This window comes from Devosia submarina, assembly GCF_003056345.1.
In the GTDB taxonomy this organism is placed as follows: Bacteria; Pseudomonadota; Alphaproteobacteria; order Rhizobiales; family Devosiaceae; genus Devosia; species Devosia submarina.
Genome location: NZ_PYWB01000001.1, coordinates 133,100 through 159,099 on the forward strand (window position 1 = coordinate 133,100; position 26,000 = coordinate 159,099).

General features: G+C 59.5%; 24 protein-coding genes. 12 read left to right on the top strand and 12 right to left on the bottom strand.

The features are described from left to right. Positions 1 to 151: 151 nt before the first annotated feature. A complete protein-coding gene (locus tag DDE77_RS00520; protein ID WP_108395479.1) occupies positions 152 to 535 on the bottom strand; it encodes a response regulator in 384 nt (127 codons plus the stop codon). Between the two features lie 181 nt (positions 536 to 716). On the opposite strand from DDE77_RS00520, the gene dld reads away from it, so the two are divergent. Beyond that, positions 717 to 2,399: a D-lactate dehydrogenase gene (dld, locus tag DDE77_RS00525; RefSeq protein ID WP_108395480.1), complete on the top strand. Its 1,683-nt coding sequence runs from the start codon at positions 717 to 719 to the stop codon at positions 2,397 to 2,399. A 74-nt stretch (positions 2,400 to 2,473) separates the two neighbouring features. Here the strand turns inward: dld and DDE77_RS00530 are convergent, their stop codons facing one another. The 3 genes from DDE77_RS00530 to DDE77_RS00540 are packed head-to-tail and all read right to left on the bottom strand — an operon-like array spanning position 2,474 to position 5,284. Next, positions 2,474 to 3,487: a TRAP transporter substrate-binding protein gene (locus DDE77_RS00530; protein ID WP_108395856.1), complete on the bottom strand. Its 1,014-nt coding sequence runs from the start codon at positions 3,485 to 3,487 to the stop codon at positions 2,474 to 2,476. Between the two features lie 49 nt (positions 3,488 to 3,536). Continuing rightward, complete coding sequence (locus DDE77_RS00535; RefSeq protein ID WP_108395481.1) at positions 3,537 to 4,817, bottom strand: TRAP transporter large permease; 1,281 nt, start codon at positions 4,815 to 4,817, stop codon at positions 3,537 to 3,539. Beyond that, complete coding sequence (locus tag DDE77_RS00540; RefSeq protein ID WP_170116460.1) at positions 4,814 to 5,284, bottom strand: TRAP transporter small permease; 471 nt, start codon at positions 5,282 to 5,284, stop codon at positions 4,814 to 4,816. The genes DDE77_RS00535 and DDE77_RS00540 overlap by 4 nt, the downstream gene beginning before the upstream one ends. A gap of 283 nt (positions 5,285 to 5,567) precedes the next feature. Between DDE77_RS00540 and gntR the strand changes: the two genes are divergently transcribed. After that, positions 5,568 to 6,581, top strand: coding sequence for an HTH-type transcriptional regulator GntR (gntR, locus tag DDE77_RS00545; protein ID WP_108395857.1), 1,014 nt, complete (start codon positions 5,568 to 5,570; stop codon positions 6,579 to 6,581). Between the two features lie 4 nt (positions 6,582 to 6,585). On the opposite strand, the gene DDE77_RS00550 is transcribed toward gntR, so the two are convergent. From DDE77_RS00550 to DDE77_RS00565, 4 genes are all read right to left on the bottom strand, one after another. Beyond that, a complete protein-coding gene (locus DDE77_RS00550; protein ID WP_108395483.1) occupies positions 6,586 to 7,296 on the bottom strand; it encodes a DUF421 domain-containing protein in 711 nt (236 codons plus the stop codon). An 85-nt stretch (positions 7,297 to 7,381) separates the two neighbouring features. Then, positions 7,382 to 9,010, bottom strand: a complete 1,629-nt coding sequence (locus DDE77_RS00555) for an alpha/beta hydrolase (RefSeq protein ID WP_108395484.1) — start codon at positions 9,008 to 9,010, stop codon at positions 7,382 to 7,384. A 129-nt stretch (positions 9,011 to 9,139) separates the two neighbouring features. Further along, the gene (locus tag DDE77_RS00560; RefSeq protein ID WP_108395485.1) at positions 9,140 to 9,973 is read right to left on the bottom strand and encodes an alpha/beta hydrolase; all 834 of its coding nucleotides are present in this window, start codon (positions 9,971 to 9,973) and stop codon (positions 9,140 to 9,142) included. Between the two features lie 84 nt (positions 9,974 to 10,057). After that, positions 10,058 to 11,113, bottom strand: coding sequence for an AI-2E family transporter (locus DDE77_RS00565; RefSeq protein WP_108395486.1), 1,056 nt, complete (start codon positions 11,111 to 11,113; stop codon positions 10,058 to 10,060). 208 nt (positions 11,114 to 11,321) lie between these two features. Here DDE77_RS00565 and DDE77_RS00570 point away from each other — a divergent pair, with 208 nt between their 5' ends. Next, a complete protein-coding gene (locus DDE77_RS00570; RefSeq protein WP_108395487.1) occupies positions 11,322 to 12,011 on the top strand; it encodes a DUF2270 domain-containing protein in 690 nt (229 codons plus the stop codon). Positions 12,012 to 12,033: 22 nt separating this feature from the next. Here the strand turns inward: DDE77_RS00570 and DDE77_RS00575 are convergent, their stop codons facing one another. Together DDE77_RS00575 and DDE77_RS00580 are read right to left on the bottom strand one after the other, a co-directional pair. Beyond that, positions 12,034 to 13,059, bottom strand: a complete 1,026-nt coding sequence (locus tag DDE77_RS00575) for a L,D-transpeptidase family protein (protein WP_425430721.1) — start codon at positions 13,057 to 13,059, stop codon at positions 12,034 to 12,036. Positions 13,060 to 13,078: 19 nt separating this feature from the next. After that, positions 13,079 to 13,810: an extensin-like domain-containing protein gene (locus DDE77_RS00580; RefSeq protein WP_157959579.1), complete on the bottom strand. Its 732-nt coding sequence runs from the start codon at positions 13,808 to 13,810 to the stop codon at positions 13,079 to 13,081. A 173-nt stretch (positions 13,811 to 13,983) separates the two neighbouring features. Between DDE77_RS00580 and DDE77_RS00585 the strand changes: the two genes are divergently transcribed. Genes DDE77_RS00585 through ku (DDE77_RS00600) form a run of 4 tightly spaced genes read left to right on the top strand, consistent with a single transcriptional unit; the run spans position 13,984 to position 19,710 of the window. Then, positions 13,984 to 14,451, top strand: a complete 468-nt coding sequence (locus tag DDE77_RS00585) for a GbsR/MarR family transcriptional regulator (protein WP_157959580.1) — start codon at positions 13,984 to 13,986, stop codon at positions 14,449 to 14,451. After that, on the top strand, positions 14,448 to 15,647 hold the full coding sequence (locus DDE77_RS00590) for an efflux RND transporter periplasmic adaptor subunit (RefSeq protein ID WP_108395491.1): 1,200 nt from the start codon (positions 14,448 to 14,450) through the stop codon (positions 15,645 to 15,647). The genes DDE77_RS00585 and DDE77_RS00590 overlap by 4 nt, the downstream gene beginning before the upstream one ends. Positions 15,648 to 15,650: 3 nt before the next feature. After that, positions 15,651 to 18,779 carry an efflux RND transporter permease subunit gene (locus DDE77_RS00595; RefSeq protein WP_108395492.1) on the top strand — a complete coding sequence of 1,043 codons (3,129 nt, stop codon included), beginning with the start codon at positions 15,651 to 15,653 and terminating at the stop codon, positions 18,777 to 18,779. A 55-nt stretch (positions 18,780 to 18,834) separates the two neighbouring features. Continuing rightward, the gene (gene ku / locus DDE77_RS00600; protein ID WP_108395493.1) at positions 18,835 to 19,710 is read left to right on the top strand and encodes a non-homologous end joining protein Ku; all 876 of its coding nucleotides are present in this window, start codon (positions 18,835 to 18,837) and stop codon (positions 19,708 to 19,710) included. On the opposite strand, the gene ku (DDE77_RS00605) is transcribed toward ku (DDE77_RS00600), so the two are convergent. Continuing rightward, positions 19,707 to 20,525 (bottom strand): non-homologous end joining protein Ku, encoded by an 819-nt coding sequence (ku, locus tag DDE77_RS00605; protein ID WP_108395858.1) that lies wholly within the window; start codon positions 20,523 to 20,525, stop codon positions 19,707 to 19,709. The genes ku (DDE77_RS00600) and ku (DDE77_RS00605) overlap by 4 nt on opposite strands. A gap of 58 nt (positions 20,526 to 20,583) precedes the next feature. Next, entirely contained in the window at positions 20,584 to 22,515 is a 1,932-nt protein-coding gene (gene ligD, locus DDE77_RS00610; RefSeq protein WP_108395494.1) for a DNA ligase D, read from the bottom strand. Between the two features lie 147 nt (positions 22,516 to 22,662). Here ligD and DDE77_RS00615 point away from each other — a divergent pair, with 147 nt between their 5' ends. The 5 genes from DDE77_RS00615 to DDE77_RS00635 all read left to right on the top strand — a co-directional run bounded on the left by DDE77_RS00615 (position 22,663) and on the right by DDE77_RS00635 (position 25,994). Next, positions 22,663 to 23,010 carry a response regulator gene (locus tag DDE77_RS00615; RefSeq protein WP_108395495.1) on the top strand — a complete coding sequence of 116 codons (348 nt, stop codon included), beginning with the start codon at positions 22,663 to 22,665 and terminating at the stop codon, positions 23,008 to 23,010. A 131-nt stretch (positions 23,011 to 23,141) separates the two neighbouring features. Further along, positions 23,142 to 24,497 carry an NADP-specific glutamate dehydrogenase gene (gene gdhA, locus DDE77_RS00620; RefSeq protein ID WP_108395496.1) on the top strand — a complete coding sequence of 452 codons (1,356 nt, stop codon included), beginning with the start codon at positions 23,142 to 23,144 and terminating at the stop codon, positions 24,495 to 24,497. A gap of 8 nt (positions 24,498 to 24,505) precedes the next feature. Next, the gene (locus tag DDE77_RS00625; RefSeq protein WP_245895034.1) at positions 24,506 to 25,114 is read left to right on the top strand and encodes a uracil-DNA glycosylase family protein; all 609 of its coding nucleotides are present in this window, start codon (positions 24,506 to 24,508) and stop codon (positions 25,112 to 25,114) included. Positions 25,115 to 25,212: 98 nt separating this feature from the next. After that, the gene (locus DDE77_RS00630) at positions 25,213 to 25,686 is read left to right on the top strand and encodes a DUF2231 domain-containing protein (RefSeq protein WP_108395497.1); all 474 of its coding nucleotides are present in this window, start codon (positions 25,213 to 25,215) and stop codon (positions 25,684 to 25,686) included. A gap of 65 nt (positions 25,687 to 25,751) precedes the next feature. Then, entirely contained in the window at positions 25,752 to 25,994 is a 243-nt protein-coding gene (locus DDE77_RS00635; RefSeq protein ID WP_157959581.1) for a hypothetical protein, read from the top strand. The last annotated feature ends 6 nt before the right edge of the window (positions 25,995 to 26,000 follow it).

Consider the following 26,000-nt stretch of genomic DNA (forward strand, 5'->3'; position numbering starts at 1 on the left):
GAATATATGCATGAGCGTCGTTAAATCTCTTGTCACTTGCAGTTCCTCATTAGTGCAGCTCGCCCACGTTGTTCCCAGCCTTCAATGGCCTAGCTCTCCGGCATTGCCCGGATGAGGGCAGCAGTGCTGCCATATTGGCTCTCGGACATCATCAATGCTGTGACGACGACTGGATGGCCGAAACCAACCTGCTGGGCGGTACAGGCTTGTTCAGGAACTCGACGCGCTCTGGCAGTTCTCCGTTCAGCGGGGTCCGTGCTGCAGATACGACGATGATTTCGATGTGCGGCCAAATGCACCTGACGTGATTGGCCAGAACAATGCCGCTGCGTGTGCCGGGCATGTTGATGTCTGTGATGAGGCCCATGAACTGGTCACTGTCGGCTTCTAGAATGGAGAGCGCCTCCACAGTGTTGGATGCCTCCCTCACCGCGTAGCCGCAGTCTCGTACAATCTGCGTCAACTCCATGCGAGCGAGCGGCTCGTCATCAACAATCAGAAATGCTTTGCGCGGCGTGTGTTTGGCTGTTGTCATTTGTCACAAGCAACGGGTGGTGCCGTATGTCAGTTGCCGCCCGCAACGTGTGTAAGTCGCCTCTCGTGCTGCCATCGATCCGACGAGAGCATGCGGCTCATCAAACGTCGGCGATGGGCGATATCTGCTGCTGAATAGCGGTTTTGCTTATGCTAGGTCGGGCCGAGCCGGAGAACTACCCATGGACCAGATTATCGAAACCTTCAGCGCCATTGTTGGGCGCAAACATGTCTATGTCGGTGATCAGGCAACGCGCCGTTTTCGCAAGGGCTATCGCTATGGCGATGGAGAGATTCTTGCCGCAGTGCGGCCAGGAACTTTGGTTGAGCAATGGCGGGTGCTGCAAGCTTGCGTTGCAGCCGATTTGATCGTGATCTTCCAGGCCGCGAATACCGGCCTGACGGGCGGCTCAACTCCGTTTGGCGAAGGCTATGATCGTCCGATTGTCATCATTAACGTCATGCGGATCGACCGCATCGACCTCGTTGACGAAGGGCGGCAAGTCATTGCTCTTCCCGGTGCGACCCTCGACAAACTGGAAAAGACGCTCCGCCCGATCGGACGCGAGCCTCATTCGGTCATCGGCTCAAGTTGCATTGGTGCTTCGGTTACAGGCGGGGTGTGCAACAATTCGGGTGGTTCGCTGATCCGACGCGGCCCAGCCTTCACCCAGTTTGCCATCTTCGCACAGATCGACGCCGGCGGGCGCCTCCACTTGGTCAACCATCTTGGTGTGGAACTTGGCGAGGATCCGGTGACCATCCTCTCGGGGATGGACAACAAGAGCTACAGCGAAAACGACATATCCTACGCAACAAACCAATGGGCCTCGGACCGGGAATACGGCACGCATATCCGCGACGTTTCAGCCGCCACGCCGGCGCGCTTCAACGCAGATCCGCGGCGCCATTATGAAGCATCCGGCTCTGCCGGCCGCATCGGGGTTTTCGCCGTGCGGCTCGACACCTTCGAGGCGGACAAAGACGCAACCGTTTTCTATATCGGCACCAACGATCCGGCCGAACTTGGGGAAATCCGACGTGATATCCTCTCGAGCTTCCACAATCTGCCGATCGCAGGCGAATACATTCACCGGGACGCCTATGAGACGGCGCGGATCTACGGCAAGGATCTCTATCTCTTTATTCGCACCTTCGGCACAGACAACGTGCCCAAAGCCTTTGCTGCGAAAAGCTGGTTCGATGGCATCACCGAAAAGCTTGGCCTCGGCGCTACCGTCTCCGACCATCTGCTCACCGGCCTCGCGCGCTTGTTTCCCGAGCACCTGCCGCAGCGCATGAACCAATTCCGCGATCGGTTCGCCCATCATCTGCTGCTCAAGATGGGCGGGGACGGTGTCGCCGAGGCGCGCGAATATCTGCGCTCCCGCAAGCCATCCGACCATACGGCCTATTTTGAGTGCACCAGGGAAGAGGGCGACGCCGCATTTCTGCAGCGCTTTGCCGTCGGCGGCGCGGTGGTGCGGTATCGGGCCACGCACCGCAAGACCGTCGAGAATATCGTGGCGCTCGACATTGCCTTGCCGCGAAACATGCACGACTGGTTTGAAGCCCTACCTGCTTCCATCACCGACCGGATTGAGCGTACGATCTATTGCGGACATTTCTTCTGCCACGTGCTGCATCAGGAATATCTCGCGAAAAAAGGCGTCGACTGCCATCAACTGGAAGAGGACATCCTGGCAACGCTCGACCTGCGTGGCGCGCAATACCCAGCCGAACACAATGTTGGTCACCTTTACACAGCCCAGCCACAGCTGGAGGCGTTTTACCGGGAGCTCGACCCGACCAATAGCTTCAATCCGGGCATAGGCAAGACATCGCGCAAGAAGATGTGGGCCTAAGGGTGCTCGCAGGCGGGAAGTTCAAATGAATAAGGGCGGGATCGAAAACCCGCCCTTATTCTATTTCCCGGCTCTTACTGGCCGCGGATCTTGGCCAGTTCAGCGTTGACGCGTTCGATCACGTCAGCGCCGATCGATGCGGCACTGCGTTCGTAGACGGGAGCCACCGCAGCGCGGATCTCGGCCATGTTCTCTTCGGAGATGTCGTTGACCTCGAGGCCCGCATCCTTGATGCGCTGCAGCGACTGCTCGGATAGTTCGCGGCTCGCCTGGCGCTGCACATCACGACCAACGGCCGTGCAATCAACCAGGATTTGCTGCTCTTCGGCCGAGTAGGTGTCAAAGATCGGTTTGGAGAACAGCACCATGAAAGGCGTGTAGGCGTGGCGGGTATTGGACACATAGTCCTGCACTTCAAAGAAGCGCGAGGTGTCGATCGTCACATAGGGGTTTTCCTGTGCGTCGATCGCGCCAGTTTCCAGCGCCGTAAACACTTCACCGAAAGCCATGGGCTGCGCGTTGGTGCCCAAGGTCTGGAAGGTGTCGAGGAAGATGTTGTTCTGCATCACGCGCACGCGCATGCCCTGGAAGTCTTCCAGGCTTTCCACCGGGCGAACCGAGTTGGAAAGATTGCGGAAGCCGTTTTCCCAGAACGAGAGATTGACCAGATTGTGCTTGGGCATCATGTCGGCCATGTACTTGCCGAACTCGCCGTCAAGCAGGGCATCTGCTTCCTGTTCGTTGGAAATCAGGAACGGCAGATCGAACACGCCAAGGGCTGGCTCAATGGCAACCAATGGCGATGACGAGGAAATCACCATCTCCAGCGTGCCCGAGCGCAGTGCCTGAGCCGACTGCAGATCGTCACCCAGAGCCGAGCTCCAGAACGCGTTGATGGTCCAGGCGCCACCGGTACGCTCGGCGACGCATTCCTTCATGGCATCCACGCCATCACCGACCGGATGGTCTTCCGCGATGCCGTTGGCGATACGGATGGTGCGCTCGGAAACCTGCGCATGGGCCGGTATGACGGAACTGGCCAGAAGCGTGGCGGCAAGGCCAGCGGCGACGAGGGATTTGGTATTCATGATCATTCTCCTCCTTGAAGACATTATAGTTCTTAGGGCGAACGCCGCCCTAGTGGCGCATCCAGCTCAGCGGCACGAGTACCAACTGAGGGAAAAGCGTAAGCAGCAGCAACACCAGAAGGTGCGCAACAAGAAACGGTGTGACTCCCTTGATGACCCGGCCTAGGGGCACGCGTGCCACGCCGCTGACGACGTTGAGCACAACACCCACTGGCGGAGTCAGAAGGCCGATGCAATTGTTCATGATGAACATCACGCCGAAATAGACCGGATCGATCCCCGCCTGACGAACAATCGGCATTAGGACGGGCGTAAGGATGAGGATCGTCGGCGTCAGATCGAGCGCGGTACCCACAACGAACACCAGCACCATGATCATCAGCATGAGCAAGAGCTGGTTGCCCATGACTGGCTCAAGGATGCGTGTGATCTCGCCTGGAATGTTGGCACTGGTGATAAGCCAGGCCGAAACAAGCGCTCCCGCCACCAGGAACAAGACCACCGCAGTAGTCTTGGCAGCACGCAGGAAGACGCCATAAAGCTCGCTGAACTTGAGTTCGCGGTAGACAAAGAGCCCGACGAACATCGCGTAAACGGCGGCCACAACACCAGCTTCGGTCGGGGTGAAGATGCCGAAGCGAATACCGCCCAGGATGATCACCGGCATCATAAGGGCCCAACCGGCTCGCAGGGTAGCACGGCCGCGATCGCTCCAGCTCGCCTTTGGAAGGGATTCAACGCCATCGCGCCGCGAAACAAAGCCCCAGGTGACCAGCAAAGCCACGGCCATCATCAGACCCGGTACGATGCCGGCGAGGAACAGCTGAGTGATGGAAACATTGGCTGCCACGCCGAAGATGATGAACGCGATCGAGGGCGGGATCACTGGCGCGATCACGCCACCCGCAGCGATCAGGCCGGCCGAACGGGGCACGTTGTAGCCAGCCTTGCTCATCATGGGGATCAGGATGGCAGCTAAGGCGGCCGTATCAGCAGCAGCCGAGCCCGAAAGCGCGGCCATGATCAGGGCCGCGATGATGGCTACAAAACCCAGACCGCCCCGGAGGTGACCTACAAAGGTGATGGCGAATTCAATAATGCGCTTGGATAGTCCGCCCGCATTCATCAGCTCGCCAGCCAAGATAAAGAATGGGATGGCCAGAAGCACGAAGCTGTTGGCGCCATCGACCATGTTTTGAGCCACGATCTGGGGCATGAACATGCCCATGTAGCTCATCAGCACGATGCCGCAGAAAATCAGCGCGAACGCAATCGGCGCACCGATTGCCATGGCGCCCAGCAGCGACGACAGAAAGACGACAAGGGTCATTCGCCACGCTCCAGCAGGGCATCGATACTGTCATAATCCCCAACGAACTGTGCGATTTCTTCCTCGGTGGTGCGTCCTGTCAGGATCTTGAACAAGCGCCAGATCGCAATGATGGCGACCCCGACCGCGGTAAACATGGTTATTCCATACACATAGGCCAGCGGCATGCCTGCTACGGGCGAGCGCATGGTTGCGTTGATCGGTGCCTGCAACCAGCTGCCCCAGAACAGGACGGCGACACAGAGCAGGATCAGGAGATTGCTCAGGAACATGCAGATGATCCGGCCGCGTCGCCCGAACATGCGCACCATGGTCTCGACCCCCAGGTGCCCGTGCTCGGCAAATGCCAAGACCGCCCCGATAAAGGTCAACCAGACAAAGAAGAACCGGCTCAACTCCTCGGACATGACGAGGCCGGAGTTGAAGCCATAACGAAGGACGACGTTGAGGAACACCATGCCCGTCATGCCCACGAGGAGCAGGACAATGGAAACCTCGATGACTTTGCCGATTGCTGACGTAAATACCTTCACGACCTGACACTCCAGGCCATGACCGGCAAGGCCACAGGTGACACGCGCATTTCCTCCCTCGCAGTTGCCTGTTCTTGGGACAAGGCACCGCATGCTTCCCAGCCAACGGACCTTTGGGGTGCGTCAAACTAGACGGCGATCTAAATGGTAGCGTATGTCATTGTCAACGGGATGGCAGTGGTGAGTGGGGGCGCTGAGGGGCTGCATGCACGACAACATGAGGGCCTACAGGGCCGTAACGCTGAAGGACGTAGCGGCTGAAGCAGGCGTCAGCCTCATTACCGCTTCGCGCGCATTGCGCACACCCGAAGTGGTCTCGGCCAAGACGCGGGAGAGGGTAGCTATGGCCATAAACCTCCTTGGCTATGCGCCCAATCAAGCAGCCCGCGCGCTGGCTTCAGCAAGGAGCGCCATTATCGGCATCATCGTGCCTTCCGTCAGCAATCTGGTCTTCACCGACGTTCTGCGCGGTGTTTATGACGCCATTGAGGGCACAGATCTGCAGGTGCAATTGGGCAACTCCCGCTACACCGCGCGAAAGGAGGAGGAATTGCTGCGCGTATTCGCTGCCCAACGCCCGACGGGTTTGATTGTCGCGGGAAGGGACCAGACACCTGAGGTACGTGCCATTCTCAGCCAGTTTGGCTGCCCCATCGTGCAGGTCATGGACCTTGATGCTGAGCCCGTCGACATGAGCATCGGTTTTGATCACACGGGCGGCGGCCGGGTCGCCACACAGCATCTACTGGATAGGGGATACCGCCGCATCGGGTTTCTGGGCGCCCGCATGGATGCGCGCGCCCGCCGGCGACTCAATGGTTACACAAAGGTCCTCGAACAGGCAGGACTGGCCGATCCCAAGCTGGTGATGACCACGCCACAGCCCTCATCTGTCGCTCTTGGCGGCAGAATGCTCACTGAATTTCTGTCGGCAGTGCCCGACGCCGATGCTGTGTTCTGCAACAATGACGACATCGCCATGGGAGCACTGTTTGAGTGCCAAAGGCGGGGCATAAAGGTGCCCGAGCAATTTGGCATCATGGGCTTTAATGACCTCGAATATGCCGACGCCATCGCGCCATCACTGTCGACAATTCGAACGCACCGCTACCAGATGGGCCGTCGGGCCATCGAGATGATCGTCGCTGCCAATTCAGGCGAGCGCCCGGAGCCAGCCACAGTGGATCTCGGATTTGAACTCATGGCTCGACAAAGCACGGCTCGCGCGTAAAGCATCAGCTTCGTGCAATAGTCCATTTTGTGTGCTTGCAGTTCGGGCATTCATCGCCGGCGAGATGCGTATTCGGATCCCTGGTGGTTCCACACCTAAAACAAGCCAGTAGATCCTGCGACAGTGCAGTATCCTTTGGACTAATCTCCACAGGCGGGCTGATCTCCCAGGGTGGAACAATCGGTAACCCGGGCCGGCTACCTTGCTTTGCCCTGAATACCGTCAGTGTGCCATTAGTCTCGATATAGGCATGCTCCACCTCCCCTAGGTGTTCAATGCCATGTCCCCTGAGTTGCTGGAAAAGTTCACCATCGCTCAGCGCTGTTTTTTCAAAGAAAGACAAACAAATAACCCCGGCATTAATTGCTTCCTCGGGCACGCCGTCCAGGGCTCGCTCGACAGACGGCCGCCGGGCCATGAGCGTGTCCAAACCCTTGTTGGCAAAAACAACCAGCGTGACCACCGCCAACGCATGAGTTAAAGGCACATCGGGATAGAACATGGCGTCACCCACGGCCGAGCCGAGGGCGATAACCAGGAGGAACTCAAGGTTTGACAACTGCCCGACCGCGCGGCTGCCTAGCCAGCGCAACAATCCCAGCGTGTAGAAGTAAATGACAATTGTTCGGAACAGGATCTCCGCCAGGAACAATGGCGACTGGTCGCCAAAAAATATGCGTCCCCAGTCGAACAGCTCGATAGCAGCAGGATCCAAGGCGTTCCCTTCCTATGCAGCGATAATGGTTTAGTGCTGCTGCGGTCTACAGTCCAGCGGCGCGGTAACCGTTTCATGCGCCAACCTAGCGGAACCAGCCTCCGATAACCGATTCCACTCCGCCAGTGCGGGTAAGCCGCGTTCTGAGATCTGCCAGTTCTTGCTCCGTCCAACCCGCGGGCTGGGTGATCTCGACCCAGGCATCAAGATAGTTCGGCGGCGCGTAGACATGACCGAACCCCACCGGAGCGGTCTGTGCCAAAGCCATGTCGAGCGCCAGCTGCAGAAAGGTAACCACGGGATACCAGGTCAGCTCCGGGGAGACATCGGGCGCCCGGTTCGCCAGCCACTCGGGTGGTCGATAGAGCGCTGCTGGCTCAAAGAAAACAATAGGGTCGCTAGGATACTGCAAATACACCATCCGGATCGGGCCCCAGAAAGCTCCAGGGATTTCGAGCGCGTTCTGCTGGTTGGTGAATCGGATCGTCGAGCTGTTGCCGAAACGTGGGAGCCATCGTGGGGTGTGGGGATCTCGGTTGTCGGTAGCCGAGCGCCACTGCCTGCTCGCAAAGGGCGGTCCGGCCCATAGTGCACCCTGGATTGGGTCGGCCAACACGTCATAGAGCAACATAGATTCTTGCGACGCATAGGCCCCAAGGCTCAAGCCATGCAGATAAAGCTTTGGCCGAGTCTCCCGGGGAAGCTGGGTCCAATATTCATACACGGTTGAAAACAGGACTTGCGCTGTTTCGGTGCCGACATTTGGCTCCGCAAGCAGGGATAGCCAGCTCGTCAGATAGGAATACTGCACGGCGACACTGGCCACGTCCCCACCATGCAGCATTTCAAGCGTGTCGATCGCCGGCGGATCGACCCAACCTGTGCCAACTGGCATGATCAACACGAGAACGGAGCGCTCGAACGCGCCCACCCGGATCATTTCGGCCAGCGCGAGCCGAGCCCGCTCCTCCACCGAAGGGGCGGAGCGCAGCCCTACATATATGCGCAAAGGAAGCTGGGCAGGCTTGCTGGTAATCGCCTCTATTTCAGGTGCCGTGGGGCCTGCCCGAACATAGACGCGCGCGTCGCGGCCAATCGTATCCCAAGGCACCAATGAAGCCGCGCTTCCCGATTGCAGCGGATTGACTGGCGGCCCCTCATACTGCCCAGCGAGTGCATCAAGCTCTGCATAAAAATTGTCGGCGGCCTGCAAGGAGAGGCGCAGGAGAACACCGTTAACCAGCAAGGCGGTGACCGTGCCAACAATCACCATGCCGCCGATCACGGCTATGCGGCGGGGCAGGAATGCCGCCAGACGGCGTGAAACGCTCCGCACGCCATGGGTAAACAGCGTTCCAACGCCGATCAGAACGAAGGCCACCACAATGGCTATAGCGGCAAGCTGCAGCGAATGGGCGCGGGCCACCGGCTCCATTCCCATCACAGCCCCAATGGAGTTCTGCCATCCTGGGGCTTTCGTAAAAAACCAGATCACAGCAGCCAGGGACAGAACGGCGACAAGCGCTCTCGCCTTTCGCTTGTGAGGACGCTCGACGATCGGCAATTCCAGAAAGTGCCACAACCAGGTCAGGAATACGCCGATTGCAAAACCCACGGCAAACACGAACCCACTCAGCACTCCTTGCAGAACATATGACCTAGGCAGGAGCGAGGGAGTGAGCGACAGGCAGAAAAACATAGTCCCAAGGACCATGGCGCCCGTGGGCGTAAACCGTGCAAGGGAAGCGAGGGGATTGCTACGCACCACTACTCCAATTCGCCTCGTCCTTTCAGCAGGGGAGGCGACAACTAGCGGCTATCGCACCACGAAGTGGCTTTAACTTCAACTGCTTGCACGCAGGATCATCTCCAGGAGCGTCACGTAAACGCGCTCAAAGTCATTGCCGCGCTCGAAGGGGTTGATGATATCGTGTGGCAGTCTGTGCTCGAGGGGGAGCACCTCGATCCCTACATCCTTCCCATGCGCTTGCCAGCTTTCAACCAAAGTATGCGTCACCTTATTGCTGACCGATCGGTCAGCTGCATTAAGAAGAAAGCCGATACTACAGGCCCTGGGAGCATCTTGTTTGGCTGCTGCGCGCACGTGTTGGCCCAACACCATGATCTGAGCCAGTGCATGGGTAGCGGGCAGCGCAAAAGGGTAGTCGATCTGCTCGGCTGCAACATTGGCGAGAGGGTTCCAGCCAATCACAAGATTGGGCATTTTCAGCAACAGCTCGCTTGCGGCCTTAACCGCCTGCTGCGGCAGCATGAACGGCGCAAAAAACGGAGAAATGCCTATCACTTGTCGCACGTCCGGGCGGTTCTGGGCGACCCATGATGCAATCGTTCCCCCCGCAGAGAGGCCCACAACCAATACCTGCTGGCCCAATCCAGCTGCAATGTCCACGGACTCGTTGGCCAGATCGATGAGCTTGTCTACGCTGAATTCCGCCATGGACAGGCGCCGAGGATTGAGCCCGCAATGGCCGAACATGCGGGGCAGGTAAACATTGAATCCAAGGTCATGGAAGCGCCTCGCAAACAAGCCACCTTGGGCCGGGCAACTCGTGAACCCATGGAAATAGACGACCGCTTTTTCCACCCTTCTACCATGGGTCAGTAGTGTTGAACGGCAACGCCTGTGCAGTGGAAGCTCTTTCTCCCGTGCCTCCACTACAGCGAAGCGTTGTCATTGCCCTTTCGTAATGGTCATCCGGATCGGCCACCAAAACTCCCCCAGCATCCTCCGCAGAGCGTCTCAGCCTTGGTTGTCGGCATGTTCGGGCGTGTTCGCTAAGTGGGCGGCATCGCCGAGCACCTCCCCGATATAGAGCTCGCGAAGCCCCACCAGCAGCACCACCGTCAGGGGCACGCCAAAGGCGATACCGAGAGGACCAAAGATCATGGCCATAGCGACGAGCGAAAACAGAGCAATCACCGGCGGCAGTTCAACAGTCCGCTTCTGTACCAGGGGCATGAGCACATTGCCCTCGGTTTGTTGAATAACGATATAGGCCCCCAACACCCACCAGAAGGTCTCTAGGCTCTGCCCGAGCGCCGCAATCCCCAGCGGAATATAGGCAACAATCGCGCCAATATAGGGAATGAACTCGAGCAGCCCTGCAATGAGGCCAAGAGCCAAGGCAGATGGCACGCCAAGGATCGTCAGGACGACCGCCGTAGCAACGCCAATAACGGCCATGGCGATCAACTGACCAACAAGCCAGCGCTGCAGCGCCGAGCCCGCATTGTTGAGGGTTTGCCGTAAGCGATCCCGCTGCCGCAACGGAAAGAGTTGCAGGAACCCTTCTCTGTGTCCCTCGGGATCCAGCGCCAGAAACAATCCGCCGGCTATTACCATGATAATGGACGACACGACGCTGAATACCCCCGGCACATAACCCAGCGCTCCCCTGATCCATGTCATGTCAGGGGCTTCGTTCAGCCATTGCTGGACATCGATACCGAACCGCTCGTTCAAGGCGGCGCTCGCAACGGGAATGGCGTCGCGGAGCGTAGTTAATTGCATCGCTACCTGCGTCCCCATCACCATGACCAGAACGCCTATGATAGCTCCGATCAGGATACAGGCGACCGCCACCGCGCCCTTACGCCTGAGCGGAATCGCCTTGCGAACCAGTTCGGACGCGCTCCACACGATCACCGCCAGGACAACCGCGGCGAAGAACAGCACAAATATGTAGCGCAGCGTCCAGGTGAGAAGCACCAGGCCTACAATGCTTGCGGCAACCAGCGTGGTCAGCGCTACCGAAGCAAGCCTTGCGCGCATGCTCAAAGACGGTGAATCGGTCATGCTTGTTCCGGGGTTGAGAGGCCAGGATGCTGCAGCTGCCGGGCCAGGTGCGTAGCAGGACCACCATAGCTCAGCAGCATTTGAACGCGAGCCGGCGCGAAAGGTTGATCTCTCCACAACTAGCCGTTGGAAACCCGGACGTTCATTGCACGGACTGCGTTCTTGAACACCCTGCTAGTTGCTGTATCAACCAAGGGGGAGGCGATGAATGACCGACAAGGCTGCCACTGAAGTCGCGACGCCGAGCTTGCCGGTTAGTTCGAGCGAAGCCACCACGCTCATGATTCACTATTACCGCGCAGAGATGAGCCGGATGAATGCCTGGCGCAGCCGGCTCGATCTCACAAGCAATTGGTCGATCACCGTAGTCGCGGCATTGCTTTCGGTGTCTCTCTCCACACCCACTGCCCACCATGGCCTGGCGCTCTTTGCCATGTTGATCATCCTGCTGCTGCTCTTTGTGGAGGCGCGGCGATACCGGTTCTATGATGTCTACCGCATGCGCATCCGGCAGTTCGAACGCCATTATTTCGGGCAGTTCTTCCAGGCAGATACGCAAGGCGGTCCCGAGCCGTGGCTCGTCATGTTGGCCCAGGATCTTCGGCACCCACGCTTTCGCATTTCGCTTGTACGCGCCCTTCGGCGGCGGCTCAGGCGCAACTACATCTGGATGTTCCTGATCCTGCTCCTTGCCTGGACCTTGAAGATCGCGTCACCCGATCTGCAATCAGGAGCGCACCTCGACCCATCGCGCCGGATCGAAACCATTATCGGCCATGCCGCGATCGGCCACTTGCCCGGATGGCTGGTTATTCCTGTGGTGGTCTTCTTCTACATCGCCCTTGTAACCGCCTGCTTGCGCGGCAAGGATCGTGGCGGCGATGAGGTGCATGTCTAGCGCATGCGAGGCGCGCTGGGTCTTACTGGAGGAACTCCACGCTAACGCCCTTCTCGACCATCCCAGCAAGTTCCTCTGCGTCCCAGTTGGTCAGTCGCACGCAACCATGCGACGCTGTCTTGTCGATTTCGGATGGCTCGGGCGTGCCGTGGATGCCATAGGTAGGCTCTGAAAGGTCTATCCAGACCGTACCAACTGGATTGTTCGGGCCCGGCGCAAGCTCCAGCACCTCGTCATTGTTGCCCTGCTGGAAGTTGACCTCTGGATTATAGGTATAGATTGGTTCGGGGGCGATTGCGGTTACCGTGTGGGTACCGACGGGCGACGGATTGTCGTCGCTACCTACAGTCGCGGGATAGGCGACAATGAGCCTGTTGTCCCTGTCATAGGCACGGAGCTGACCAAGTTTCTTGTCGGCCTCGATCCGCGCCACTTTGCCCTCCAGGGGTTCGGCGAGCTGGGCAACGATCACCTGCTCACCAGCAACTAAGGCAGAGCTCGGGTTCAGCGCCCTGAAGAGATCGATGTCCATGTGGAACTTTTCGGCCAGACCCTCCTCAATGCTCGTAAATCCAAGGTGGTCATATCCGGCAAGCTCGGCATAATCCTCCGGCAATGGCCCGACCACCGCAGCCTCGTCCTCGGGGCTGATCGTGTAGGGAAATAGAACCGGTCCGCCTTTCTCCAAAATCCCGATGACATCAGGATCAAGCTCCCCGTCCGCTGCCAAGCCATTAAGCGTTTCGATCACGGCTACTGCCTTGCGAACATTTTCTCCATCAAACCCATCGATGACGCCCGGCGATGCTCCTGCCCAATCAAGCAGAATTTGAAGGCGCACCACGCTGGGATCAGGCTGATCCATCTTATCCATATCGCCGGCTTCAGGCTCCTCGGCCGACTGAGGCAGCGACGGCGGGGCAAGGCTCTCCAGCCGGGCCGCATTCACGGCATCCATGGTGAGAGCGAAGTCTCCCTCCTGGGCAAGCGCCGGAGACAGTGTGGCAAGAAGGGCGGCGGAAACAAGCCAAGGGGCAGGGGTCACGATATTTCTTTCGCTTTAGTGATCATTCGCATAGGCGCGCCAAGCAGCTGCCGCCGTGACATCCCATGTCGAGGTGGAAGTGGTCGCTGTGTTCTTCGTTAGCCTCTGGCCCGAGCGTCGTTGCAAACAACGAACATGCCGCGTCATGGGCAAACCGGAGAAGCCGGCCCTCCGGCGCTTCATTCTTTGGCCAGTCTGACTGGACCACGATATCGCCGCCGTCATTCAGCTTGAAGCCGACCACATCAAGCGCATTGGCAAACCCATGCTCGGACACCCGCTCGGCGTCCCCACCTACGGTCTCGCGGCACGAAAAGCTCGTGCCCACACTCAACTCGGCCAAGCCGGTATTCCGCTGCGCCTGCAGATACCTATCGACCATCTCGGCCCAGGACGGCAGGTTTGTCGCCATCTCGCACGACAATGTCGCTGGTGCTGAAAGCGGGACTATTCTCCCCCCAACCCGCACACCCGTGACTGACCATGGCGTGCGTTCTGCGCACTCTTCTTCCTCGATCGAGGGAAGCAACTGCGCTTCAACAAGCCCCGCAATCACTGCAGGGCATTGCGTCTGGTAGATGCGAGGAGTTTTGTCTGGGGCGTCAGTGTCATCAGGCTCGTCGACGGTGGCAGGCAAAAGAGGCGCAGCCTCGCTTGGCTCGGGCACCTCAGGAGAATTGTCCTGCCCCGTCTCAGTCGATAGAGAAGGAGGCCGCTCCCGCGGCAACGGAACGGTCTGCCCCAAGGCAGACATGGGCAAGATCATCAAGAAAGCTGCGATTAAACGAGCGCGCATTGTAGATGAACGCAGCGGAAGCCAGCTTGTTGCGCGTGCGCGTGCATCATGGAAGCAATCCCAAGCTTGTCCTTTACAGTTGCTAGTTCGTTCAGTAGGTACTGAACGAACTGTCCGCGCCGGAGTTCGGCTTGTCATCATCTGATCGCTTTATCGAAATCATGGGGCTGATGTTTCAGGACGGGGGAGATCCCCGGATCGCTGGGCGCATATTTGGCTTGCTGATTATTGAGGGGCGTGAGTTAAGCCTGCAGCAGATCAGCGAGCGATTGGGTGTCAGTCGTGCCAGCGTCAGCACCAATGCGCGGCAATTAGCCAAGCGGGGTGCAATCCGGCTCACCGCCCATGCTGGCGATAGGCAGGACTTCTACGAGCTCAACAATTTCCCGTCTGTCGATGTGCTGGGGGAAATGGCCGAGCGCATGACGAGGCAAGCTCAAGCCGTGCGCGAGTTTATAGAGCCGATCAGGCAGGAAAACGAACCAGCGGCGGAACGCGTAGAAGATCTCTCCCGCGCCTTCGGACATGCTGCAGAAGTGCTGGGTGACTGGGCCACCAAATTGCGAAACGACCAGACGAACCAAAGAGGCCATGAATGACCGCAGCGCACGAGAAGCCAGAATGGGCCCAGAGCCGGCGTGAGAAGCGTAACGCGGAACGCGTTGCCAAGGGCCTCAAGCCGAGACGGCGCATTCTGCCGTGGTTGGTCCTGCTCGTGATTATTGCAGCCATCGTCGGCTTTGTGTTCTTCCGTCCAGCACCACCGGCACCTGTTCAGGAGGTGGCCAAGGAAGCGCCGATAACCAAGCAGATCCGCCAGTCGGAAACCGTTACCATCCAAAGCGCGACGCTGCGCCAGATGGTCAAGGTCACTGGCACGCTTGTGCCCGGCCAGCAATCTGAAGTTTCCGCCCAAGCTTCCGGCCGCGTCATTGCCGTGCTGAAGCGCCCCGGCGATACGGTCCGCGAAGGCGACGTCCTTGCGCAGATCGATCGCGCAACCCTTGAACTCCAGCTCAGCCAGCAGCAGGCCACGGCGGAGGCAACCCGGGCTCAGCTGGTATCCTCCCAGCAGCAACTCGAGCGCACCGAGGAACTGGCCCGCCAAGGTCTTGCCAGCCCTTCCACCCTGGAGCAGGCGCGCTCCGCCACGGCCGCATTGTCGGCCAATCTTGCAGCACTCGAAACTGCTGTCGAAAGCGCAGAAATTGCCCTTAGCAATGCCACGGTCAAGTCGCCGTTGACCGGTGTTGTTTCCTCCCGCTCGGTAGAGCCAGGGCAGACCATTTCGCCCGGCACCCCGCTCTTCACCATCGTCAACCTCGAAGAAATGGAGTTCCAGGCAGCCGCTTCGGTCAACAGCAGTGCCATGGTCGATGCGGGCCAGGCTGTAAGCGTCGATGTGACGGGCCTTGAAGGCGAAAACTTCACTGGCGTTGTGACACGCGTCAATCCGGTTGCTGTCAGCGGCACACGCACTGTTCCGATTTATATCGAGCTCGAAAACGCCGAAGGCAGGCTGCGCGGCGGCATGTTCGCCACCGGCAACATCACTGTGGTGGAAAAGGCCGAAGCTCATGCGGTTCCTGCCGCAGCACTGCGCGAAGACGCCGAAGGCCAATATGTTCTCAAGCTCACCGATGGCACCCTGGCACGCCAGGGCGTAGAAGTGGTGAATGAGTGGGAGCGCGGCCGCCTCGTAGAGGTCAGCGGGCTTGCCGACGGCGACGTTGTTGTTGCTGCCCCCTTGGACGATCTGGAAGCTGGTGAAGCCTATTCGCTGGTGGAGGGCTGATCCATGTTTCTCACTCGCATCAGCGTAAATCACCCCGTTTTTGCCACCATGATCATGGTGGCAATTATGGTTTTCGGCGTCTACTCCTATCAGCGCCTGCCGATCGAACAATTGCCCGACGTCGACTTTCCGGTCGTTGCCGTGGTCGTGAGCTATCCCGGCGCTTCCCCCGAAGCTGTTGAAACCGATATCATCGAGCCCATCGAAGAAGCGGTCAACACCATCGCGGGCCTCGACAGCATCCGCTCCACCGCCCAGGCCGGGCGTGCCATGGTGCTGATGATCTTCAACCTTGAATCGGACTCCCAGCAAAAGGCGCAGGACGTTCGCGACAAGATCGATCCCGTTGCGGCAACGCTGCCCGACGGCGCGAACGATCCGCAGGTGCTGCGGTTCGACCCAAGTGCTTTGCCGGTTCTGTCGCTCGCCGTCAGCTCGGACTCGCTCTCGGACCGCGAACTTACGGCTCTCACCGAAGACGTTATTGCCAAGCGTATTTCCAACATCGATGGCGTGGGTAGCGCTACGGTGGTCGGTGGTGTGCCGCGCCAGCTCAATATCCAGATCGATCCCGATCGCCTCGCCGCCTTCAACATCAGCCCTAGCGCCGTTATACAGGCCCTGCAGGCTGCCAATCGCGATCTGGCAGCTGGCTCCATTACCCAGGACAGCATCGTCCAGTCCATCCAGGTGCTGGGCCGGCTGGAGGATGAGCAGGATTTCTACGACATCACCGTCGGCAACCAGGGCGGTCAGCCCGTCACGGTGCGCGACGTAGCGACAATCGTTGATGGCACAGGGGAGGCGCAAAGCCTTGCCATCCTCAATGGCGAGCGTGCCATTGCTATTGACGTGCTCAAGACGCAGGGCGCCAACACGGTCGGCGTCGCCGAGGAAATTCGGCACCTGATCAGCGATCTTTTGGCCAATGAACTGCCCGAGGGGCAGGTCAAAATCGAGATCGTGGTCGACAATGCCGAGCCTGTCGAGGATTCCTTCCACGCCGTGCAGAACATGCTGGTGGAAGGTGCCCTTCTTGCTGTCGTGATCGTCTTCCTCTTCCTCAACTCCTGGCGCTCGACCATCATCACGGGCCTTACCCTGCCGATCTCTATCATCGGCACCATGGTGGCCCTTAATGTGCTGGGCTTCACGCTCAATATGATGACGTTGCTGGCACTCTCGCTTGCTGTCGGTATCTTGATCGATGACGCCATCGTGGTGCGCGAAAACATCACGCGCCACCTTCACATGGGCAAGTCGCACCGGCAGGCGGCGTTCGACGGCACCAACGAGATCGGCCTCGCCGTGATGGCCACCACCCTGTCCATCGTCGCAGTGTTCCTGCCCGTGGCCTTCATGGAAGGCATAATGGGCCGGTTCTTCCTCCAGTTTGGCGTCACCGTATCCGTCGCCGTGCTGATCTCGCTCTTTGTGGCTTTTACGCTTGATCCGATGATGTCCAGCGTCTGGTATGACCCAGCCTCGCACCCCGGTGCCAAGCGTGGCCCGATCGGCAAGGCCGTGCAGCAATTCGACCGCTTTTTCGAATGGATCACGCGTGGCTATCGCGGGGTCATCCGCTGGGGCCTGAAATTCCGCAAGACGGTGCTCTTCATCGCCCTGCTGTCCTTCGTCGGATCCTTCCTGCTGTTCCCGCGCGTCGGCGTGGAGTTCATCCCCGTCACCGACACCGGCATCTTTACAGTCACCGTGGAAACCCCTGCCGGCACCGCCAAGCAAGCGACAGCTGCCAAATTGCGGCAAGCCGAAACCGTGATCCGGGCATTTCCGGAAGTGGAAACGACCTATTCCACCGTTGGTGGCGGCCTGGCAGCCGAAGGCGATAACACCGGCACCATGACCGTCACACTGGTGGACAAGGACCAGCGCGACGTCACCCCCGAGGAACTCATGCCTCGGGTCCGCCGGGCCCTTGTGGCCGTGCCTGGAGCAGACTTCCAGGTTTCGGCAGCATCGGGAATGGGCGGCAGCAGCGCTCCGGTCGCGGTCACCCTTTACGGCGACAGCTTCGCTGTGCTGGGCCGCTTGTCGGATCAGCTCGAAAGCGAGATGGCGAAGATACCGGGCCTGATCAACATCAGCTCCAGCATCGACGCCGCCCAGCCTGTTGTCGGCATTCGCGTCAACCGCGACCTTGCCAACAATCTGGGCGTCTCCATGAACCAGATCGCCGCCACTCTTGGCCCCCTGATCAGCGGCGAGGACGTTGCTGACTGGACCGCCCAGAACGGGCAGGTCTATTCGGTGGTGGTGCGCCTGCCTGAAGAACTCCGCAACGATGTGGACGCCATCGGCAATCTGCCAATTGCGCAATCCGGCGCCACTGGTTCGAGCCAGATGATCACCCTGCGCCAGGTCGCCGAAGTGGTCGAAAGCACAGGGCCCGCCACCATCAATCGGGAAGATCTGCAACGCGGCGTTACCATCGAAGCCTATCTTGAAGGCGTGGAACTCGGCACCGTGACCCCGCAGCTGCAGGCAGCAGTTGATCGCCTTGTTTTCCCCACCGGCTACAGCAGCTCGTTTGGCGGTGACGTGGAACAGATCGCTGAAACCATGGGCGCAGTGGGCTCCGCCCTACTGCTGGCTGTGATCTTCATCTATCTGGTTCTGGCATCGCAGTTCGGCAGCTTCCTGCAGCCGATCGCCATCATGGGCTCGCTGCCCCTTGCCCTTATTGGGGTGATGGTGGGTCTCCTGGTAGGTGGATCGACCCTCAACATGTTCTCCGCCATTGGCTTCATCATGTTGATGGGCCTTGTGGTGAAAAACGCCATCCTTCTGGTCGACAATGCCAACCAGCACGTCAGGGATGGTTGGAACCTCTATGAGGCCCTGGTCGAGGCCGGCGCCACGCGCTTCCGCCCCATCATCATGACGACGCTTGCCATGATCTTCGGCATGCTCCCTCTGGCGCTGAACCTTCATGCCGGCAGTGGGCAGAACGCGCCCATGGCTCACGCCGTGATCGGCGGGTTGATTAGCTCCACGGCACTGACCTTGCTCGTGGTGCCCGTGCTGCTGACCTATATCGACAGCTTCAGTGCGTTCACCCGCCGGTTCATGCCCAAGGCGCCTGACGACGTCGAGCACGCACCGGCCGAATAGAGCCGACGGAACGCCGCACTTGCTTGATCCGTTCTGGTGAAAACCGGAGCGGATCATGGCAGCACGAGCAGTTTGGACGGGTGTGATCAAGATTGCGGAGGTTGTTTGCCCCGTCAAAATGTACACCGCCGCCACAACGTCCGAGCGCATCTCCCTCCATATGGTCAACCGCGGCACCGGTAACCGGCTGCGCCGCATCTATGTAGACAACAAGACGGGTAAACCTGTTGAAGCAGCCGACCAGGTCAAGGGCTATGAGACCGCACAAGGCAACTACGTCATCCTTGAGCCTGAAGAAATAAAGGCTGCCGTTCCCAATAGCGACAAGACCCTGGCAGTTGACCGGTTCATCGCCTGCAACCGCATTGAACCGACCTTTTTCGACAAACCCTACTACCTTCTGCCCGCCTCGGACGCCACCGAGGACAGCTTCATCCTGATCCGCGAAGCCCTTCGCCGCCAGAAAGCGGCCGCCATCGCCCACACGGTCCTGTTCCGCCGCTTAAGGCCCGTACTGATCCGCGCCCATCGCAAAGGCCTCATCGCCACGACCCTGAACTTCGACTACGAAGTCCGCTCCGCCGGCGAAGCGTTCCACGATCTGGAAAGCCATAAGGTTGAGCCCGAAATGCTTGAATTGGCCCGGCACATTCTCAAGACCAAGGCCGGCAAGTTCGAGCCTGAAAAGTTCACCGACCGCTACGAGCAGGCGCTGGCGGAACTGGTGAAGGCCAAGATCGAAGGCCGCAAGATCGTCCCGCTCCGCCAGCCCGAGCCCACCAAAGCCAATGACCTGCTTGAGGCCCTGCGCCTCAGCGCCGGCGGCGGAACAAAGGCAGGTGCTCGCAAGCCGACAGCAAAGAAAGCGGCCTCCACCAAGAAAACTGCTACAGCAGAAAAGCAGGCTCCAGCGCGCCGCAAGGCGAGTTAGCTGCCGGCCTTCTCTTTTGTTTTGGGCTTGGCTTCGAGGCTCTTCTTGAGCGCCGCCATCAGGTCGATCACATTGCTCTGCGGCGCTACGGCTTCCTCGGTCTTTTTGGTCTTGGCTTTGCGCTTGGGCGATTGCTTGGACTTGATAATATCCTTAAGCCGATCCTGCACCGGGTCCTTGACCATGGCACTGGTCCAGTTCGTCGTACGATCTTCGATCATCTGCTCGACCATGGACAACATCTTGGCATCGGGCTTATCGGCGCGCACGCTCTTCCAGTACTCGTCCTCGTCGCGCACCTCATCGCCATAGCGCAGCGTCCAGAGCACGATCCCCTTGTCCCAGGGCTGCAGCATGACGGCGTGCTCCCGCCCACCGATCACAAGGCGCGAAATCCCCACCACATCCATAGCGGCCATGGCCTCGCGGATCACGATAAAGGCTTCCTCGCCCACCTCATCGGCCGGCACTACGAAATAGGGGCTGTCATAATAAACCCACTCGATCGTGTCGGACTCCACGAACTCTTCGATATCGATCGTGCGCGCGCTTTCAAGGTGAACGGCGTCAAGCTCCTCATCCTCAAGGATCACATAATCGTTCTCGCCCTTTTCGTAAGCCCGCGCTTGATCGTCGTCCTCCACCGGCTTGCCCGAAACGGCATCGACATATTGAGTGTGGATGCGCTCGCCGGTTTTGCGATTGATGGTGTGGAAGCGCAGCTTCTCCCCCTGCGTCGTGGCCGGGGTCAGCGTCACCGCGCAGGTGACCAGCGAGAGCTTTAGATAGCCTCTCCAATAGGGTCGAACAGCCAATCGTGCCTCCATGCGCTACATCAAGGAGAACGAGCCAGCCCAAACAGCGTTCCCCTGCTCAGTGGCTCCTGACCACTGCCTGCACCTGCGCCGAAAGGGCTTGCTCCACCTCGAAATAACCCTCCCACGCATCGGGACCCTGGGCCCGTTCGGCAGCGGCAAAAACGTCAAACGCGTTGGCGCGCTCGAGCTGCTCCAGTTCATCCCACCGCACCGGGACGGCCACCGTACCGCCGGCACGCGCACGCGTTGACCAGGGGCAAATGGCCGTGGCGCCTTGCCCATTGCGAAGATAGTCGAGGAACATGCGCCCCTTGCGCCGGACCTTGCTCATATTGGCAACGAAACGGTGCGGATCGGTCCGCGCCAGCATCTCGGCAAAGGCTTGGCAAAACGATTTGACCTCGTTCCAGTCCGCTTGGGGGACCAAGGGCACCACCACATGAATACCCTTGCCCCCTGACAGCAATGGCCAGGACTGCAAACCCAGTGCGCCAAGCACGTCACGAATATCGAACGCCGCCTGCTTAACCTCGCCGAAGCCTAGATCCTCATCCGGATCGATATCAAACACCATGCGCTCGGGTCGCTCAGCCTTCTGCCTGGTGCCGCCCCAGACATGGAACTCCAGCGTATTCATCTGCACCCCGACAAGGAGCCCAGCCAGATCCTCGATCCAAAGGATACGATTGCTCTTCCCCGACATCTTCTGCAGCTCCCCCGACCCAATGGCATCAGGCATGCCGGGCAGATGGTGCTTTTGGAAGAAAGTCTTCGTCAGATCGCCATCGGTGTCGCGCACCAGTGAAAGCGGTCGGTCCCGCAGGTGCGGCAGCATGCGCTCGGCCACCAAGGCGTAATAGGCGGCAAGATGGGCCTTGGTGATCCCGGTGCCCGGATAGAGCACCTTTTCCGGATGCGAAAGCTTCACACCCGCCGCAGAAGCCACCTGCAAACCTATCGCGGGATCTAGCCTGCTTGCCGTGATCGGCTGCTCCGACCGTTCCAGTACCACCTGGCTCGCCAGCTTGTCGGCACGAAGCCCTTGAAAGCTCGCATGGCGGAGCGATCCGTCCGGCGTAATCTCGGCATAGCTCACTTCAGCCACAAGCTCGGGCCGCACCCATTGTGCCTTACGGGCAATCTCCCGCGGCACGAGGGCAAAGGGCGGCTTGGCTAGCCGGCGACGCTCAAGTTGCTTGAGGATTTTGTCGCGCATCGCGGCCGAAAACCCGGTGCCAACCCGCCCACGATAAACGAACTGCCCGTTTTCATAGGTGCCCAGGATCAGCGAGGCCATGCCCTGTCCCGTGTCGCTGGGCCGCCACCCGCCGATCACAAATTCCTGGCGCTTAGTGCACTTGATCTTGAGCCAGCTCTTGCTGCGCTCGCCAACATACCGCCCATCAGCCTGTTTAGCGATAATCCCTTCATGCCCGCCGCTGCTCATGGCCTCAAACAGCGATTGCCCACCGTCCACCACATGCCAGGAATATTGAAGGGCATCATCCGCATCCCTGTCCCCGAGCAGTTCCTGCAGCCGCGCCTTGCGCTCCACCAGTGGCCTTGCAGTCCAATCCTCTCCATTGACCTCAAACAGATCGAACGCAAAGAACTTGAGTGGAAGACCCGCAGCAATGCCGGTCTTGAGCATGGAAAAATTGGTGCGTCCCGCCTTGTCGACCGCCACGATCTCCCCATCCAGCAGGGCCGATCCCTCAGTCAGCTTCCGAAGGGGCTCAAGGATCGTTCGGAACTGCTCGGTCCAGTCATGCCCGTTTCTGGTGTAAACCCGCACATCACTGCCCGAGATCGCGATCTGCGCGCGGTAGCCATCGAACTTCATCTCGAACAGCCACTCGCTTCCACTAGGAATGGTCTGCGTCAGCGTGCAGAGCTGGAAGGGTCGGAACGAGGGGACGGGGAGGGTAGATTCTGAGTCTCTGCGGCGAGGCCGCTTTGTGCGGGATGCAGCCCTTACGGCCGCCATGGAGAACTCGGATACATCGCCGACTCAATTCCGCGCCGCCGATTCCGTTCCAGCGCGAAAAGTGAATCTTGCTCAACAACTTAGGTCGGTCGGCAACCACCAGCGCCGAAAACACATTGAGGTGCCAACAACACGCTGGAGTAGTCCATGGCCGCCTCGAAAATCCTGATCGTTGAAGATGAAGCGCATCATGGCCAGGAGCTCAAGCAAGTGCTTGAGGGGCGTGGCTACCGCGTGCTTGGTCCAGCTCCCGATTGTTCGGCAGCTCTGGAACTGATCTGGCGCGAGCGCCCCGACATCGCCTTCGTTGATACTCATCTCGGTTCGGAAACCTGCGAGGCCGTTCTCGACGAGTGCGACCTGCAGGACGTGCCGGTCATCATCACATCTATCGATGTGGACACCGTGCCCTTGTTCTGTGGTGACCGGGGCAGGGTGGGCAAGCCTGTGGCCGTGGTAGCGGTGGACGCCGCCATTGCCCGCCTAAGCGCCTGAGCATCATCCGCTCAGGCCTCCAATCAGCATCTACGAGCAAGTTTTTTGAGCGTAGTGGTCATTTTCTGTTCAAAGACTGTCATGGCTAGGGTACTGCAGTGCCGAAACAAGAGCCATGAGTGACCTCTGCGATGATCGACGAAAAGCTGCAACCCATTCTCAACCAAGTGCTTCAGCGCAACCATGGCGAGCCCGAATTCCACCAGGCCGTGCGCGAAGTTCTTGAAAGCCTTGGCCGGGTTGTTACCAAGCATCCCGATTATCTCGACCAGGCCCTGATCGAGCGCATCTGTGAACCCGAGCGCCAGATCATCTTCCGTGTGCCGTGGGTCGACGATAAGGGCCAGGTTCAGATCAATCGCGGCTTCCGCGTGCAGTTCAATTCCGCTCTGGGCCCCTACAAGGGTGGCCTGCGCTTCCATCCGTCGGTGAACATCGGCATCATCAAGTTCCTGGGCTTTGAACAAACCTTCAAGAACGCGCTGACCGGCATGCCGATCGGCGGCGGCAAGGGCGGCTCCGATTTCAATCCGCGCGGCCGCTCCGATGGCGAGATCATGCGCTTCTGCCAGTCCTTCATGACCGAACTTTATCGCCACCTCGGCGAATACACCGATGTTCCAGCAGGCGATATTGGCGTCGGCGGACGCGAAATCGGCTTTATGTTTGGCCAGTACAAGCGCCTCACCAACCGCTACGAAGCGGGCGTACTGACCGGCAAGGCCCTATTCTATGGTGGTTCGCGTGCCCGCACCGAAGCCACCGGCTATGGCAACACCTATTTCGTCCAGGCCATGCTCGCCACCAAGAAGCAGAGCTTTGAAGGCAAGAAGGTCGTCGTGTCGGGCTCGGGCAACGTTGCTATCTATAGCGTCGAGAAGGTCCAGGAGTTTGGCGGCAAGGTCATCGCCGTGTCCGACAGCTCGGGCTACATCGTGGACGAGCAGGGGATCGACCTTGAGCTGCTCCGGCAGGTCAAGGAAGTGCGGCGCGCTCGCATCTCGGAATATCTCAGCCTTCGCGGCGAAGGGCGTGGCGCCTATTTCGTCAAGGCTGGTCAGAGCTCGATCTGGAGCGTTCCATGTGACGTTGCCATGCCCTCGGCCACCCAGAACGAACTGACGGGTGCAGACGCAAGCGCCTTGGTGAAGAATGGCGTCATGGCTGTGGGTGAAGGGGCCAACATGCCCTCAACGCCCGAGGCTGTGCGCATCTTCCAAGAAAGCGGCGTCATGTTCGCGCCGGGCAAGGCCGCCAATGCCGGCGGCGTGGCAACATCGGCCCTCGAAATGCAGCAGAATGCTTCGCGCGACAGCTGGACTTTCGAGCAGACCGAGACGCGTCTCGCCAGCATCATGCGCAACATCCATGACACCTGCGCCGGCACGGCCGAAGAATTTGGCTCCCCGGGCGATTACGTGCTTGGCGCCAACATCGCCGGCTTTGTCCGGGTTGCCGAAGCCATGCGCGCCCTGGGCGTCATCTAAGCAGGCGCGTGGAAAGACACGCGCCAGATCCGGTGAACACCGATCTTGCTCAAGCCATGGGGGAAGCCCGGGTCTGCACCTTGTGCACCGCACCGCAGCTTCCCCTCGGTCCCAAGCCGATCCTGCAAGGCGCCCTTTCGGCCAAGCTGCTGATCATCGGGCAGGCTCCGGGCACCAAGGCCCATATGAGCGGCATCCCCTGGGATGACCAAAGCGGCAAGCGGCTCCGAGAATGGACCGGGCTGTCCGACGAGCAGTTCTACGATCCCGAAAAGGTCGCCATCGTGCCCGCCGGGCTGTGCTATCCCGGCGCCGCACCCGGCGGCGGCGATAATCCCCCGATACGGCAATGCGCCGCCATCTGGCACCCGCGCATCCTGCCACTCCTCAAGCATGTCCGCCTGACCCTGCTTGTTGGCCTTTATGCACAAAAGCTCTACCTCAAGGACCGGATGACGCTTTCCGAGCGCGTGCGGCTTCATCCCGAGGGTCCATTCCTGCCCCTGCCGCATCCAAGTTGGCGTGTTGCCGGATGGATCAAGCAGAACCTCTGGTTTGAAACCGAAACGCTGCCAAGGCTTCGCTCACGTGTGCAGCAAGCTCTTGGGGCGCGCTGAACGCCATATCACACCTAAGCGCCTATTGCTGTTCAGGAACACAATCGCGCCCTCTCCGTTGATTGGCACGGGAGATTTAATGCCTGGAGGAATGATCTGTGGCGCATGATGATCTGAGGGGACTCTCCACTACCGCACAAATAGGCGGCCATCCGCTTCATCCCATGCTGATCCCGGTGCCGATCGGCCTTCTGGTTGCGACTTTTGTGTGCGATCTGGTGTTCTGGGGCAGCCAGGATCAGTTCTGGGCTTCCGCGGCTTATTGGGCGCTAGCCGGCGCCATTGTTTCCGCCCTGATCGCTGCCATGGCGGGCTTCATGGACTTTTTCGGCAATAGCCGGATCCGCGCCATCAAGGACGCCTGGCGCCACATGGCGGGCAATTTGGTCGCCGTAGTCCTTGCTCTGCTGAGCCTATGGATGAGAAGCAGAAATGGCCTAGACTTCATCCTGCCCTGGGGCCTGTTGATCTCGACCATCATTGTGGTCCTGATCCTTTACACCGGCTGGAAAGGCGGGGAACTATCCTACCGCCACCGCGTCGGCATGTTGCCCGATGATCGTGGCCACTAAACCTGCAAGCAGGCTGTGCATAATTTTGCCCCAACAAAGCCAAAGAGAGCCCCTTGAGTACCCCAGTGCGTAGGCTGCCTATCACTTTTGACCACGACGGACAGCAACAAGTGGCCGAACTCGACCTCCCCGCCGGTCAGTACGCCGGATACTCCGAGGAACTCGGCATTCAGCTTGGCGAAGAGATTCAGTGGGGGCGCCCTGAATACCATCTCCAATGGGCAGGCACCGACACCAACATCACTGCCGACGTCGTCATGGGCCGCATAGCGATACGGGATGCAGAAACAGACGCGGCGTCGCCCTGAATACCA